10 protein-coding genes and 1 riboswitch are annotated in these 15,727 nt (G+C 60.9%); of the genes, 8 read left to right on the plus strand and 2 right to left on the minus strand.

Going from position 1 to position 15,727, the window contains the following annotated elements; genetic code table 11:
- Positions 1 to 76: 76 nt before the first annotated feature.
- Positions 77 to 5,254, minus strand: a complete 5,178-nt coding sequence (locus tag J3P89_RS06465; RefSeq protein ID WP_434697054.1) for a dermonecrotic toxin domain-containing protein — start codon at positions 5,252 to 5,254, stop codon at positions 77 to 79.
- Positions 5,255 to 5,588: 334 nt separating this feature from the next.
- Between J3P89_RS06465 and J3P89_RS06470 the strand changes: the two genes are divergently transcribed.
- From J3P89_RS06470 to astE, 7 genes are all read left to right on the plus strand, one after another.
- On the plus strand, positions 5,589 to 6,809 hold the full coding sequence (locus tag J3P89_RS06470; RefSeq protein WP_434697055.1) for an aspartate aminotransferase family protein: 1,221 nt from the start codon (positions 5,589 to 5,591) through the stop codon (positions 6,807 to 6,809).
- Between the two features lie 209 nt (positions 6,810 to 7,018).
- Positions 7,019 to 8,038 carry an arginine/ornithine succinyltransferase subunit alpha gene (aruF, locus tag J3P89_RS06475; protein ID WP_434572348.1) on the plus strand — a complete coding sequence of 340 codons (1,020 nt, stop codon included), beginning with the start codon at positions 7,019 to 7,021 and terminating at the stop codon, positions 8,036 to 8,038.
- A gap of 56 nt (positions 8,039 to 8,094) precedes the next feature.
- Entirely contained in the window at positions 8,095 to 9,120 is a 1,026-nt protein-coding gene (gene astA, locus J3P89_RS06480; protein WP_434628955.1) for an arginine N-succinyltransferase, read from the plus strand.
- Positions 9,117 to 10,586 (plus strand): succinylglutamate-semialdehyde dehydrogenase, encoded by a 1,470-nt coding sequence (gene astD, locus J3P89_RS06485; RefSeq protein WP_434697952.1) that lies wholly within the window; start codon positions 9,117 to 9,119, stop codon positions 10,584 to 10,586. The genes astA and astD overlap by 4 nt, the downstream gene beginning before the upstream one ends.
- Before the next feature lie 147 nt (positions 10,587 to 10,733).
- On the plus strand, positions 10,734 to 12,080 hold the full coding sequence (astB, locus tag J3P89_RS06490) for an N-succinylarginine dihydrolase (RefSeq protein ID WP_434628957.1): 1,347 nt from the start codon (positions 10,734 to 10,736) through the stop codon (positions 12,078 to 12,080).
- Positions 12,081 to 12,148: 68 nt separating this feature from the next.
- A complete protein-coding gene (locus J3P89_RS06495) occupies positions 12,149 to 12,436 on the plus strand; it encodes a topoisomerase II (protein WP_305499345.1) in 288 nt (95 codons plus the stop codon).
- Positions 12,437 to 12,448: 12 nt separating this feature from the next.
- The gene (gene astE, locus J3P89_RS06500) at positions 12,449 to 13,456 is read left to right on the plus strand and encodes a succinylglutamate desuccinylase (RefSeq protein ID WP_434697056.1); all 1,008 of its coding nucleotides are present in this window, start codon (positions 12,449 to 12,451) and stop codon (positions 13,454 to 13,456) included.
- Between the two features lie 123 nt (positions 13,457 to 13,579).
- Here astE and J3P89_RS06505 read toward each other — a convergent pair whose 3' ends face one another.
- Positions 13,580 to 14,089: a 6,7-dimethyl-8-ribityllumazine synthase gene (locus J3P89_RS06505; protein WP_305499349.1), complete on the minus strand. Its 510-nt coding sequence runs from the start codon at positions 14,087 to 14,089 to the stop codon at positions 13,580 to 13,582.
- Positions 14,090 to 14,190: 101 nt separating this feature from the next.
- A riboswitch (FMN riboswitch) is annotated at positions 14,191 to 14,358 on the minus strand.
- Between the two features lie 258 nt (positions 14,359 to 14,616).
- Here J3P89_RS06505 and ltaE point away from each other — a divergent pair.
- Positions 14,617 to 15,621, plus strand: coding sequence for a low-specificity L-threonine aldolase (ltaE, locus tag J3P89_RS06510; protein ID WP_434697057.1), 1,005 nt, complete (start codon positions 14,617 to 14,619; stop codon positions 15,619 to 15,621).
- Positions 15,622 to 15,727: the final 106 nt, after the last annotated feature.

Below are 15,727 nucleotides of genomic sequence, written 5' to 3' on the forward strand. Positions count from 1 at the left end.
TACACAGTTTCAAGAGCTTCGCGAGCAGGCTCGCTCCCACAGGTTTTTTGTTGTGGATACGGAACCTGCGGCAGCCCTAAACCCTTGTGGGAGCGAGCCTGCTCGCGAAGGGTGGCTCGCCGAGCCCATCGCTGCCAGGTGCAGACGAGTGTCGAATCAGGCGGGCCCGGGTGAGCGCTTCACTGGTCAGTTGGCGCCTGAGCTCTTTCCGCCGGTCGGCGATGGCGCTGTAGGCTCGGTTATACGTGCTGTCCGGCATTTTACCTGCGGTCAGCACATCAGCTTCAGGCACGCTCAACTGGCTGGCGAGCTCAATCAGCCTCTGTTTTTTTGCCGGATTCCTGTCTTCCAGGCGGGTGTTGGAGTCGACCCACTCGTGTTGCAGGTCCCGCAGTTCTTCTAGCTGCTCGGCCTGGTCTTCGTAGAGTTCATCGTTGGCCTGGAGTCTATCGGTGTAGGTGTCGCTCAGGTGAGTGTCCCAGAACTCGACATCAAGGATCTGATTGACCAGGCCGCCATTACGCTCACCCTCCTGCACCAGGCTATACGCCTTGACGATTTCCGGGTTGTTGACGTTCGCCGTGTTCCGATAAACCATGTGCTTCGATACCCACGGCAGCTCCAGGCTATTGACGAAACGAGCCTGATAGGCCGTGTGCACCTCGACCTCGTCCACCGTGCCGGGTTCGCCGTTGATTACCTCGCTGGTGAACCGCAGGCCCAGGCCGCCCTTTTCCACAGGCAATACACGATGCGCCACGTCGGCGCGGGCGATTTCGTAGAGCTTGTTGAGCCGTGCTTTGCCCCTGGCCAGGCCGATCAGGTTTTTTTCCAGCGTCGGCGCATCGCTGCCTGCGTGAGAGAACTCAGAGAGCATGGTCTCGATCCCCATGGCATTGAAAATCTGCGCCCCGGCATCTGCGCAGTTGGTGGGGGCGTCGGCCATTGTGAACAGCTTCTCGCGCAGCTTGGTGTCGTCACTGGCGGCATCTATGATTCGCCAGACCTGCCGAGTGAGCTCGGGGCGGTTTTGTTCATAGGCCTGTTGATCTTGTTCGGTCTCGAAAACGTCGTCGCTTATTTCCATCCTGGCAATCACTTCGAAAAAACCTTGGGAGCCGTGCTCATGTTCTAAAAGATCCCAGGTGATTTTCTTCGCCTCTATGTCTCGGCCCCGGTAGCCCTCTAGCCAGAAAGCACTGCCTTCGTCGCCTCGCGGTGGATACGTACGATTAGGGTCAAGGCCCCAGGAACGGCGGTACTCGGCGAGCTTGTTATCGCTTTGCAAATCGAGTTTCTGCCGGTCCAGATGGGTCTGGGCCACGATCCAGGCTTCGGGGGATGCGCCTTCGCAGGCAGGGACAGTGATTATCTCGTTGCCCAGCAACCGCAACTCAAAATGCTCGGGTCTTGGGCGCGAAAACAGCCCCTCAGGCCAGTCGGTGATCTGTGTCCTGTCCAGTATGAGCGCTTCGAGATTGGGTAGTCGGCTGATGTCGGGAGCGAGTCCCAGTGGGTTTTGGCTGAGGTTCAGAAAACGCAGCAACGGCAGCCTTTGCAGCCCAACTGCCGTGGAAGGATCTATAACGATCCGGTTCTGCGAAAGGTCAATGAATCTGAGGGTTGGCAGGGCGTTCAATGCCTCCGGCAGGCGTTGAAGATTGTTGCCGGAGGCAGTCAGGATCCGGAGCTTGGGAAAGTTCGACAGGAAATCCGCGCTGAGTGAGGACAGGTCGCAACCATCCAGGCTCAACTTTTTAACATGCGCCAGCTTCGTACTTAACGTGAGGTCTTCGAGCTTTACGTTATCGAGCGATATCCCCTCCAGGCGCAGTGTCGAGTCCTCTTCCAGGATAAAACCCTCAGTGTAGATGTGTGCTTTTTCACCCCGTAGCCAGGACTGCTTGATTTCAGCGGCGACCTCTCGTCGTGCGGCGCGGATCCTGCGGACCTCCATGTGTCTGGGAAGAGTGGAGACCCACTTATCCAGCTCATCAAAAAGCTGCTCCTTCTCGGTCTCCAACTCTGTGAGTTTTTGCAGTTGCTCCTCGGAGTTGAGCCTGCTGGCCATGTTGGCGATCTGCTCTTCATCTCGAGTCGGATAGATTTCTTTCAGCCGTTCAGCCAATGGGTCGACTTCGGCGGGGACGGCTTCGGCCGCAGGCCATAAACGGCTATAAATCGGCCCACGCAGCAGGGTTTCGGTTTCGCGGGCGGTGGAGGCGCCGACGGCTGGGAAATCCATTGCGGTGCGGATCTGGCGGGTGTTCTGGTACTGGTCGATAAGCCAGTGCTTGAATTTTTCGCCTGGCTTGAAGCGCGAGGTCAATTTGCCGAGATTTTTCGGCGGCAGGGCATTGAGCAATGCGTTGTGGAAACGTTTGGCCGGATGCAGCAATTGGTCATCCGTGTCACGCACTTCATATTTGCCTGGCTCTGTGCGCACCAGCACGCGTTTGAGCGTAGCGCGCTGCGGTTGATGGTTTGCGCGCAGCGTGCCGTCAATTACTTTGTCGCGGACTTCAATGTGGACATCGCTGATCGCGTCGGAAAAAGCCTTGAGGGTGTCGAGCGTCAGCGTTTCACCTTCTGGGGTGAGCAGGTCATCTTCAAGAAGACCTTCCTGGGCGCGGGTTATCCGGGTTTGTACGTGCATTTCCTCGGCCAGGTTCCGGAGTCGCAGGGGAACGCGGTTCTGGTCGGTCATAACGGTCTTTTCCGCAGGCGTTGCCGTGTCGAGCAATACCCGGGTCACTGGCGCAGGCAGGTCCGCAATCGTGTTTTCGATCAGTGCAGCTTCTGGCGCCTGCCTGGGTTCTTGTTCGCGGTATTCCTGCTCGAAAATTTCCATCTTGCGGCTCGCGGCGCGGTCGGCGAGTTTTTCATTCAGCCGCTGTGGCGCCTGTTCTTTCGGGGCTTGCGATCCGACCAAGTCGCTGAGGTGTTGCTCATCGAGACCCTCGACAATAAGCGGAGCAAGTTTTCCGCCGTTCAAGTCTGCCAGGGAGATCTTGAAGGTGTCGTCGGACGGGACGGATGCCCCGTAGTGATGAGGTGTGCCGGTTAATGTGGAGTCGGCAAATACCTCCAGGGCTTTGTCGCTGGGCCAGCCATCCAGTTCGGTTACCAGGGGTTCAAACCAGCCGCCTTGGGTGTCCAGCGCTTCGCCCGCGCGGATACGGCCGATATTCTGGTCGACAGTCCGGTAGGTTCTGAAGCGCGCCAAGGTATCGTCCAGCAAAGGCGGCATGGCTTCGTTTTGCAGATGAACCCTGCGCAAAACGCCTTCGTCGGTGCCGCTGATGATGCGCAGCTGTTGCAGTTCGGCATCGCTGAAGCCATCCGTCGCGTGGCCCAGGCGCCGCATCAGTGTCTGGCTTTTCCAGGCTTGCGGTTGTTCACCCTCCATCAACCAGGCGCCCTGGCCGTTATGTTCCATTCGCGGGCTGTAGGCGTCCGGCCGGGTCGGGTGAGTCAGGGTATAGCGTTCTGTTTCGGCGGTTTTGCTCAGGGCCAGGGTGTGCTGTGAATCGTCATCCGCTGCCAGCTTCAGCAAGATGCGGCTGTCATGTTCGTGCAGGCCAAGCGTGTCGGGTTTCGAGGTGGGCGGTACTTCGATCGGGTGTGCATAGGGTGCCGGGTCAGGGTTCCACAGCCGCGTTTTGCCATCGGTGGAAATCACCGGCTTGAGGTTTTTGACGAACGATGATGGTTTCGCGAGCCAATCCCCGACAATGCTGCCCCCTACGGCAAACCCGGCCGCCTGAAGAGTGGTTTCGACAATGGAGAATAAATGTTCAAAAGCTTCGATCGATTTGCCCGCCACCCAGTCGCGTACACCTTCGTAAGCGTCTTCGAGCAGTTGATAGGCCATCTGCAGCAACATCAACTCGCCGACGACCGGGACAAAAGGTGCGATGACAAATAGCGCGGCGTTGAACAGCGCAAGGCCGATACTCTTTATTCGCTCCCAGCGATCATGGCGGGTCTTGCGGTCTTCACTGTCGGTAGACACAGCAATGACTTTCGCGTCCTTGAAGATCTTGCTCAATTGTTTGCTGTAGAGCTCTTCCAGGAAATTCCCGGATATTTTCGAAGCCGAGTAGTCCAGGCTTGGGTGTTCAATCGGCTTCAACTCTTCATCGAATCCATACTCCGGCATGGCGAAGTCAGGGGCATTGGGGCGATCCTCGATGACGTGGAAGTATTTGCGTTTGAGGGCCCCGTGAAAACTGCCCAGTTGGTCGTGCTGGATAAAGCGGCTGAAAAACTTTTTGTAGCTGTCGCCGCGTAGTTTCTCGGTGAGGTGCGTCATGAACGCAGCCATCGATGGGTATTCCTTGAGAGGGACCTTCGGGTCGTGGGGGATGTAGACGACGACGGGGGCGGAGGCTGACCACTCATTACCGGGGGAGAAGATCATGGGGCCGGTCAATGGCGTCGAGAGCAAGGTCAGGTCATAGGTCTGCCATGTATTATCCCGGCCCGCGATAAAGGCCAGCAGCGACTGCAGGCTGCTTTTCTGGATGGCGAGAGTCAGGCTAGCGTGGTGCAGTGCGGCTTTCAGGTCCGCTAGTTGGCTGGCGATGATCCGGGTTTTGAGGCGCAGTTGTTTGCCATGGTCATCCAGGCCCAGCTCCTCCCTCAAATGGATGTCGTAGCGCCGACCGATATCCAGCTCCCGGCAGAATCTGACGAACTGATCGACCGGAAGCTTGCCGGTGACCTCGTCGAGTATCCTGAACCGGCCATGTGCGTCAGGACGGGTGATGAAGCCGGACTCGGGAAGGTGTGCATCCGCTTTTCCCTCGAAGGCCTCGAAGTTATGCAAGGCTGCATCGAGTACCGACACACGCCATTGCTTCGAGCCGTCCGTGGGCAGGTCAATGATTGGAAGTCTGGTCGGAATATAGAGGTTTATGAATGTTTCCCTGACATCCAGATCGATGTTGAAGCGTTGCTTGATGTGTTTCTTGAGCAGCGGCTCGGCAAACGAATGCACATCCAGTAATCGCTCCAGCTCCTTTTCGACCTCGTTACGTTTTGTCCAGCTGTCTGTGTGTGTACCTCTCAGTTCCTTGTGTTGTGCCGGCGTGGCCTGCTTGAACCAATCGGGAAGTTCGGGCCGGATGGTTTTCAATCGCTCGAGTTGCTTGAGCGGGCTCTTGGCGATCCACTCCGGCAGGGCTTTTTCAATGAGCTTGTGATGGGCGATCTTGCGCCTGGGAAGCACGACGGTGATGGGCGTGTTCATGGTTGATTCCGAATAGGTTGATGGAGGCCGATACCCGTGGGATCGGTACGCCAGCAAACCTGATTTGCGCAACGCAAAGGCACTACATATGTATGGCATGGGCGATGCCGGCCGATGCTTGAAGCAAATCTCGACGCTGTCGCCGCAAATCCTGCGCCAACGTTTAAACTGCGCCTTTGCGATGCTATTTGTCGCATTGGCGTAAACCCGCGAAAATCGTGGGTTGGCGCTATAAGAAGTTGTCGCTTGGCGGCAAGGCCGGGCTGAAAACTGTCCTTACAATCCTCACCAAGCTCGCCAGTTCCAGGCGGGTGTTCCTCTTCAGGAGACTCCGATGTCCGTTGAGCAAGCCGCGGTCCAACGCGCCGATTTCGACCAGGTAATGGTTCCCAACTATGCACCTGCTGCCTTTATCCCTGTGCGTGGTGCCGGTTCCCGCGTGTGGGACCAGTCCGGTCGCGAGCTGATCGATTTTGCTGGCGGTATCGCAGTCAACGTACTGGGCCATGCCCACCCGGCCCTGGTTGGAGCCCTGACCGAACAAGCCAACAAGTTGTGGCATGTGTCGAACGTCCTCACCAACGAGCCGGCCTTGCGCCTGGCCCACAAGCTGGTCGACGCGACCTTTGCCGAGCGCGCGTTCTTCTGCAACTCCGGCGCCGAAGCCAACGAGGCCGCGTTCAAGCTGGCCCGTCGCGTCGGCTTTGATCGGTTTGGCAGCGAGAAATACGAGATCATCGCCGCGCTCAACAGTTTCCACGGGCGCACCCTGTTCACCGTCAACGTTGGCGGGCAGTCGAAGTACTCCGACGGTTTCGGTCCTAAAATCACCGGCATCACCCACGTTCCTTATAACGACCTGGCGGCTTTGCAGGCGGCGGTCTCGGACAAGACCTGCGCCGTGGTGCTGGAGCCGATCCAGGGCGAGGGCGGCGTGTTGCCGGGCGATCTGGCTTATCTGCGAGGCGCCCGCGAGCTGTGCGATGCACACAATGCGCTGCTGGTATTTGACGAAGTGCAGACCGGCATGGGCCGCAGTGGCGAATTGTTCGCTTACATGCATTACGGCGTGGTTCCGGACATCCTCACCAGCGCCAAGAGCCTGGGCGGTGGTTTCCCGATCGCGGCGATGCTCACCACCGAAGCGCTGGCCAAGCACCTGGTGGTCGGCACCCACGGCACTACCTACGGCGGTAACCCGCTGGCCTGCGCGGTGGCCGAAGCGGTGATCGACGTGGTCAATACGCCTGAAGTGCTCGGCGGCGTCAAAGCCAAGCATCAGAAATTCAAGGCGCGCCTGGAGCAGATCGGCGAGAAATACGGCCTGTTTACCCAGGTGCGCGGTCTGGGCCTGTTGATCGGCTGCGTGCTGAACGACGCCTGGAAAGGCAAGGCCAAGGACATCTTCAACGCCGCCGAGCAGGAAGGCCTGATGATTCTGCAAGCCGGCCCGGACGTGATTCGTTTCGCCCCGAGCCTGGTAGTGGAAGACGCCGACATCGACGCCGGCCTGGACCGCTTCGAGCGGGCTGCGGCGAAGCTGACGCAAGCCTGATCCAGACTTGACCGGCCCCGGTGGGGGTCGGGCTTTTGTGGGAGCGAGCCTGCTCGCGAATGGAATCGCCTCGGTCCGCCAGGCAGATCGAGTCGTCTGCTTCGCGAGCAGGCTCGCTCCCACAGGAGGTTCACTTCAGTGTCCGGTTTTTATTCTCTGTGTATCGGCCTCACGGTCGAACCGTTTATTTCAAGTTAAGGAGTGACACCATGCTGGTGATGCGCCCCGCGCAAATGGCTGACCTGGGCGAGGTACAGCGGCTGGCTGCGGACAGTCCGATCGGTGTCACTTCCTTGCCGGACGACGTGGAACGCCTGAGCGACAAGATCGCTGCAAGCGAAGCCTCGTTCGCCGCCGAAGTCAGTTTCAACGGCGAGGAAAGTTATTTCTTCGTCCTCGAAGACACCACCACCGGCAAGCTGGTGGGCTGTTCGGCCATCGTCGCGTCGGCGGGCTATTCCGAGCCGTTCTACAGCTTTCGCAACGAGACGTTCGTCCATGCCTCCCGCGAGCTGAAGATCCACAACAAGATTCACGTCCTGTCCCAGTGCCACGACCTGACCGGTAACAGTCTGTTGACCAGTTTCTACGTGGTCCCGGAACTGGTCGGCTCGCCCTGGGCGGAGCTCAACTCTCGCGGACGCCTGCTGTTCGTGGCCAGCCATCCGGAGCGCTTCGCCGATTCGGTGGTGACCGAGATCGTCGGCTACAGCGACGAGAATGGCGATTCACCGTTCTGGGACGCCATCGGTCGCAATTTCTTCGACCTCAATTACGCCGCCGCCGAGCGCCTGTGCGGGCTGAAAAGCCGGACCTTCCTCGCCGAGCTGATGCCGCATTACCCGATCTACGTGCCGCTGTTGCCGGACGCCGCCCAGGAAGCCATGGGCCAGGTCCACCCGCGTGCACAGATCACCTTCGACATCCTGATGCGCGAAGGTTTCGAGACCGATCACTACATCGACATCTTCGACGGCGGTCCGACCTTGCATGCGCGTGTCTCGGGGATCCGCTCGATCGCCCAGAGCCGCGTGGTGCCGGTCAAGATCGGTGAAACGGTCAAGGGCGTGGGCCGCCAGTACCTGGTGGCCAATGCCCAACTGCAGGATTACCGCGCCGTGCTGCTCGAACTCGATTACGCGCCGGGCAAGCCCGTGACACTGGATATGGAAGCGGCCGAAGCCCTGGGCGTCGGCGAGGGTGCCAGCGTGCGCCTGGTAGCCGTATAACGCTTTACAGACGAGTTTTTCGCGGGTGGCTTGAGCGGCCCGTTTGAGGAGATAGCATGATCGTTCGTCCCGTACGCAGCAGCGATTTACCCGCGCTGATCGCCCTGGCCCGCAGCACCGGCACCGGCCTGACCACCTTGCCGGCCAACGAAGAGCGCCTGGCGCATCGGGTCGGCTGGGCCGAGAAGACCTTTCGCGGCGAAGCCGGGCGCGGCGATGCGGACTACCTGTTCGTGCTCGAAGACGACGACGGTCGCGTGGTGGGCATTTCCGCCATCGCCGGTGCCGTGGGGCTGCGCGAGCCCTGGTACAACTTCCGCGTCGGCCTGACGGTCAGCGCTTCCCAGGAGCTGAACATCTACCGGGAAATCCCGACGCTGTTCCTGGCCAACGACCTGACCGGCAATTCCGAGCTGTGCTCGCTGTTCCTGCACGCCGACTACCGCAACGGCCTGAACGGTCGCATGCTGGCCAAGGCGCGGCTGCTGTTCATCGCCGAATTCTCCCAGCTGTTCGGCAACAAGATCATCGCCGAGATGCGCGGCATGTCCGACGAAAACGGCCGTTCGCCGTTCTGGGAAAGCCTCGGCCGGCACTTCTTCAAGATGGAATTCAGCCAGGCCGATTACCTGACCGGCGTGGGCAACAAGGCTTTCATTGCCGAATTGATGCCCAAGTTTCCGCTGTACACCTGCTTCCTGTCCGAGGATGCCCGGGCCGTGATCGGCCAGGTCCATCCCGACACCGAACCGGCGCTGTCGATGCTCAAGAGCGAAGGCTTCAGTTATCAGGGCTATGTCGACATCTTCGACGCCGGCCCCGCCGTCGAATGCGAGACCGGCAAGATCCGCGCGATTCGCGACAGCCAGGCACTGGTGCTGGCCATCGGTACGCCGGGCGATGACGCCACGCCGTTCCTCATCCATAACCGCAAGTGCCAGGACTGCCGCATCACCGCTGCGCCTGCGCGCTTCGCCGCGGGCACTCTGGTGGTCGATCCGCTGACCGCCAAACGTCTTCAACTCAACGCCGGCGACCAGGTGCGTGCCGTGGCGTTGTCCGCCGCTCGGGAGACCAAATAATGAAATCGCTGTACATCGCGGGAAGCTGGCTGGAAGGCCAAGGCGACGTCTTTGAGTCGTTGAACCCGGTCACCCAGCAAGTGTTGTGGACGGGCAAGGGCGCCACGGCGGCGCAGGTCGAGTCGGCCGTGCAGGCGGCGCGCCAGGCGTTCCCGGATTGGGCGCGGCGCTCGCTGGATGAACGCATCCAGGTGCTCGAAGCCTTCGCCGGCACCTTGAAGACGCATGCTGACGAATTGGCCCGTTGCATCGGTGAGGAAACCGGCAAGCCGCTGTGGGAAGCAGCCACCGAAGTCACCAGCATGATCAACAAGGTGGCGATTTCGGTACAGAGCTACCGCGAGCGCACCGGCGAAAAGAGCGGCCCCCTGGGCGACGCCACCGCCGTGCTGCGGCACAAACCTCACGGTGTGGTGGCGGTATTCGGCCCCTACAACTTCCCCGGCCATTTGCCCAACGGGCACATCGTGCCGGCGCTGCTGGCGGGTAACTGCGTGTTGTTCAAGCCGAGCGAGCTGACCCCGAAAGTCGCCGAGCTGACGGTTCAATGCTGGGTCGAGGCCGGCCTGCCGGCGGGCGTGCTGAACCTGCTGCAGGGCGCGCGGGAAACCGGTATCGCCCTGGCGGCGGATCCGGGCATCGACGGGCTGTTCTTCACGGGTTCCAGTCGCACCGGCAACCTGTTGCATCAGCAATTCTCCGGTCGTCCGGACAAGATCCTCGCGCTGGAAATGGGCGGCAACAACCCACTGGTGGTGGATGAAGTGGCCGACGTCGATGCGGCGGTCTACACGATCATCCAGTCGGCGTTCATTTCCGCCGGCCAGCGTTGCACCTGCGCGCGCCGCCTGTTGGTGCCGGAGGGTGCCTGGGGCGATGCCTTGCTGGCGCGCCTGGTGCAGGTCAGCTCGACGATTGAAGTCGGCGCCTTTGACCAGCAACCGGCGCCGTTCATGGGCTCGGTGGTTTCCTTAGGCGCGGCGAAGGCGCTGATGGATGCGCAAAATCATTTGTTGGGCAAGGGCGCCGTGCCACTGCTCGCCATGACCCAGCCGCAGCCCCAGGCCGCGTTGCTGACCCCTGGGATCCTCGACGTGACCGCCGTGACCGAGCGCCCCGACGAAGAGTTGTTCGGGCCGCTGCTGCAGGTGATCCGCTACAAGGATTTCGCCGGCGCGATCAGCGAAGCCAACAATACCCAATATGGCCTGGCCGCCGGTTTGCTCTCGGATTCGCAAGAACGTTACGACCAGTTCTGGCTGCAAAGCCGCGCCGGCATCGTCAACTGGAACAAACAACTGACCGGCGCCGCCAGCAGCGCGCCGTTCGGCGGCATCGGCGCCTCGGGCAACCACCGCGCCAGTGCTTATTACGCGGCGGATTACTGCGCGTACCCGGTTGCGTCGCTGGAGACACCAAGCCTGGCGATGCCGGCTGCCCTCACTCCTGGCGTGAGAATGGTGTGAACCCCAATCGCGAGCAAGCTCGCTCCCACAAAGGATTGCGCAAAACCCTGTGGGAGTGAGCTTGCTCCGGGCGGCGATCCGACGAAAGCCGCGCCGCGGTTGTTACTTGATGTCTATAAAAAAACAGATTCTCGTGGAGCCTCGCTGATGAAATCCTATGAAGTCAACTTTGACGGTCTAGTGGGGCCGACCCATAACTACGGCGGGCTCTCGTACGGCAACGTCGCGTCCCAGAGCAACAGCCAGCAATCCTCGAACCCCAAGGAGGCGGCGCTGCAAGGCCTGGCGAAAATGAAGGCGCTCATGGACATGGGCTTCCAGCAGGGCGTGTTGGCGCCGCAGGAGCGTCCGGATGTGGCGGCCTTGCGTCGGCTGGGCTTTGCCGGCAGCGATGCGCAGGTCATCCAGCGCGCCGCGAAGGAAGCGATGCCGCTGCTGGTTGCCAGTTGCTCGGCCTCGAGCATGTGGGTGGCCAACGCCGCCACCGTCAGCCCGAGCGCCGACACCGCTGACGGCCGGGTGCATTTCACCGCCGCCAACCTCAATTGCAAGTACCACCGCAGCATCGAGCACCCGACCACCAGCCGTGTGTTGGGCGCGATGTTCGCCGACCAGCAGCACTTCGCCCATCACGCCGCGTTGCCCGCGGTGGCGCAGTTCGGCGATGAAGGCGCGGCCAACCACACGCGATTCTGCCGTGCCTATGGCGAGGCCGGCGTCGAGTTTTTTGTCTTCGGCCGCAGCGCCTTCGACAGCCGCTACCCGTCGCCACAGAAATACCCGGCGCGCCAGACCCTCGAAGCGTCCCGCGCCGTTGCCCGCCTGCACGGCCTGAGCGAGGAGGGCGTGGTGTACGCCCAACAGAACCCGGCGGTGATCGACCAGGGCGTCTTTCACAATGACGTGATCGCGGTCGGTAACGGCGAAGTGTTGTTCTATCACGAGGACGCGTTCCTCGACACGGACCGGATGCTGGCCGAGCTGAGCGATAAAATCGCCAAGGTCGGTGGGAAATTTCAACCAGTGTGCGTACCGCGTTCGGCGGTCACGGTGGATGATGCGGTACGTTCCTACCTGTTCAATAGCCAGTTGCTGTCGCGTGCCGACGGCTCGATGCTGTTGATCGTGCCGGAAGAATGCCGTGGCAACGAACGCGTCTGGAACTACCTGCAAGGCCTGACGGGCTCTGGCGGGGTGATTCGCGAAGTGAAGGTCTTCGATCTCAAGCAAAGCATGCAGAACGGCGGCGGCCCCGCTTGCCTGAGGTTGCGCGTGGCGCTTAACGAAACCGAACTGGCGGCCGTCAACCCAGGGGTTATCATGACCGCGCCGCTGTATGAGTCGTTGACCCAATGGGTCGAGCGCCATTACCGCGACCGCATGACCGAAAACGACCTGGCGGACCCGCAATTGTTGCTTGAATGCCGGTCGGCACTGGATGAACTGACACAAATCCTTAAACTTGGCGCGGTTTATCCTTTCCAGATCAATTGAAAGCGCGCGCGACCTGACTACAGTCAAAGCAGGGCGCGTTGCCTTATCCCAGACGAGAATGTAAAGACATGAGCGATACCCTGCAGCTGATCCTCGAAGACACCGACGGCACGCAACTGGAAACCTCCTGCACCCGCGTCGCGGTGATGTGGCAGGGCAAGGAGCTGTGGATCCAGCAGGACGGCCGTGGCCAGCTGTTGATCGGCGTCGACGTCGAGGAAGGGGACGCGGAATACGCCAACCTCTTGCTGCGTCCATTGGCGACCAACCTGGTCAGCCTGCAACTGGAAATGGAACCGGCCGACATCGGCGATGACGACCATGTCCATGGCCCTGACTGCGGCCACGACCACTAAGGAAACCGCGCTATGCTCGCCCTCGGCAAACTGCTTGAACTGACCCTCGCCGGCCGCGAACCGGCGGAGAAGACTCAACTGACTGTCGAAGGCGTACGGATGCGCTGGTTGAGCGAAGGCGCGTTGGAGGTCAAGCCGCCCGAAGCCCGGGACAACGGCCTGGACCTGCTGCTGTCGGCCGGTATCCATGGCAATGAAACCGCACCGATCGAATTGCTCGATCGCCTGCTGCATGGCATTGCCCGTGGCGACCTGAAGCCCCGGGCGCGCATTCTGTTCCTGTTCGGCAACCCCGAGGCGATCCGTCGCGGCGAGCGTTTTGTCGAGCAGGACGTCAACCGGCTGTTCAATGGCCGTCACGAGCTGAGCGGCGGTCCCGAGGCGTTGCGCGCCTGCGAGCTGGAACGGCTGGCCGCGAGTTTCTTCAGCGTGCCCGACCGCAGCCGTCTGCACTACGACTTGCACACCGCCATTCGCGGTTCGAAGATCGAGCAGTTCGCCCTGTACCCCTGGAAGGAAGGTCGCCAACACTCACGTCGCGAGCTGGCGCGCCTGCGCGCGGCAGGCATGGAGGCAGTGTTGCTGCAGAACAAACCGTCCATCGTCTTCAGCGCGTACACCTACGATCAGCTCGGCGCCGAGTCCTTCACCCTGGAGCTGGGCAAGGCCCGGCCGTTCGGGCAGAACGATGGCGTCAACGTGAACCCGCTGGAAACCCGCCTGCACCAGATCATCGAAGGCAACGAGCCAGAGCTGGAAGAAAGCCTGGACGGTCTGCAACTGTTCAGCGTCGCGCGAGAAATCATCAAGCACAGCGACAGCTTCCGCCTGAACCTGCCGGCGGACATCGAGAACTTCTCGGAGCTTGAAAAAGGTTACGTCCTGGCCGAGGACATCGCCCAGACCCGCTGGGTGATCGAAGAAGACGGCGCGCGGATCATCTTCCCGAACCCCAAGGTCAAGAATGGCTTGCGGGCGGGCATCCTGATCGTGCCAGCGACTGACGAGAACCTGGCCTAAAGCCAACGCAGAACCAATGTGGGAGCGAGCTTGCTCGCGATTGCGGTGCTTCAGTCAATGTTGAAGGTGACTGACAGTCCGCTATCGCGAGCAAGCTCGCTCCCACAGGGTCTCAGTGTTTCTTTAGACCGCTACCGCCCGCTGCTCACTGCGGCGCAACGCCCGCGTCTTGTGCAGCGTATCGGCACAGGTCTTTGCCGCTTCCTGGCCCTTGTGCACGAAGTGCTCGAAGAAGAATTTCTGATGTTCTTCGCCAGCGTGGAAGTGATGCGGCGTCAACACGACCGAAAATACCGGCACTTCGGTTTCCAGCTGAACCTGCATCAAACCGCTGATCACCGATTGGGCGACGAACTCGTGGCGATAGATGCCACCGTCCACCACCAGGCCGGCGGCGACGATGCCGGCGTAACGACCTGACTTGGCCAGCAGCTTGGCGTGCAGCGGGATTTCGAAGGCGCCGCCGACTTCGAAGAAGTCGATGTCACTTTCCTGATAACCCTGGCTGATCATCTCAGTGACGAAGCCTTTACGGCTCTGGTCGACGATTTCCTTGTGCCAGCAGGCCTGGATGAACGCGACGCGCTCGCCCGGATGGGTTTTGGTCTTGCTGTCGATTGCGGTGGGTTGCATGTTCTGGTTCCTGTTTGTGTGAAAAACAGGGCGTCATGAATCGAAGGGGATTCGAGGGTACGCAGCGCACAAGACAGTCGCAGGCGGCCCTTGGGTGTCAATCCCGTTCTCTCTTCATCCGGACTATGACCGTCGGCCCCGGAATCACACCGGGTCTGCTGACCTTGTCGCTGCACTGTAAAGACCGTGTAGCACCAAGCGCTCGCGGGCTATGCGCATTGCGCGCAATTACCGCCGGTGGGGAGTTGCACCCCGCCCTGAGAACGTTTTGCCGTCACGTTTTGTGGCGGCGCAGGTTTTTTAACACATAACCCCCTGTGGGAGCGAGCCTGCTCGCGATACGGTGTGTCAGCTAAATAAATGTCGCTGACCCAACGCGTTCGCGAGCAGGCTCGCTCCCACAGGGAACTGATCAATCTTCAGGACAGGTGTTCTTTTCCTTTCACCGGGCTTGATTATTCCTGCCCATGCCCGCAGTAATTGCCCTTCGAAAGGGAATTTCCCCATCTGAAACCGAGGCCAGATTCATGAGCGTTATCGACCTTCGCAGCGACACGGTGACCCAACCTTGCGCCGGCATGCTGGATGCCATGGCCAGCGCGCCGACCGGCGACGATGTGTATGGCGAAGACCCGACCGTCAATCGTCTCGAAGCCGAGCTGGCCGCGCGCCTGGGGTTCGCGGCGGCGTTGTTCGTGCCCACGGGCACCATGAGCAACCTGCTGGGGTTGATGGCCCACTGTGAACGCGGCGATGAATACATCGTCGGCCAGCAGGCCCACACCTACAAATACGAGGGTGGCGGTGCGGCGGTGCTCGGTTCGATCCAGCCCCAGCCCCTGGAAGTGCAGGCGGACGGCTCGCTGGACTTGGCGCAAGTGGCCGCCGCGATCAAGCCCGACGATTTCCATTTTGCCCGCACCCGCCTGCTGGCCCTGGAAAACACCATGCAGGGCAAGGTGTTGCCGCTGGAATACCTGGCGCAAGCCCGGCGTTTCACTCGGCAACATGGCCTGGCGCTGCACCTGGACGGCGCGCGGCTGTACAACGCCGCCGTCAAGCTGAACGTGGACGCCCGGGAGATCACCCAGCATTTCGATTCGGTGTCGGTGTGCCTGTCCAAGGGGCTCGGTGCTCCGGTGGGCTCGGTGCTGTGCGGCACTGACGAATTGATCGGCAAGGCCCGTCGGCTGCGCAAGATGGTCGGTGGCGGCATGCGCCAGGCCGGGATTCTCGCGGCGGCGGGCCTGTATGCCCTGGAGCATAACGTCCGGCGCCTGGCCGATGATCACGCCAATGCCCAGCGGCTTGCCGAAGGCTTGCGTGCGGCGGGTTATTCCGTCGAGCCGGTGCAGACCAACATGGTCTACGTGCAGATCGGCGAACGGGCCGAGGCGATCAAGGCCTATGCCGCCGAGCGAGGCATCCAGCTCAGTGCCGCGCCCCGTCTGCGCATGGTCACCCACATGGATGTCGGCGCCGGGCAAATCGACCAAGTGATCAGCACTTTCGTCGAATTTTCCCGCAACTGATCCTTTCAGCGGTCCGATTGACGGTTTCTATCGCATAACACACTGTACCCCACGCAAAGGGCCGATATAATGCGGCCCTTTGCCGTTGCTTCGTCTGTTGACGTTT

The organism is Pseudomonas sp. Z1-14, assembly GCF_051132005.1.
Taxonomy (GTDB): Bacteria; Pseudomonadota; Gammaproteobacteria; order Pseudomonadales; family Pseudomonadaceae; genus Aquipseudomonas.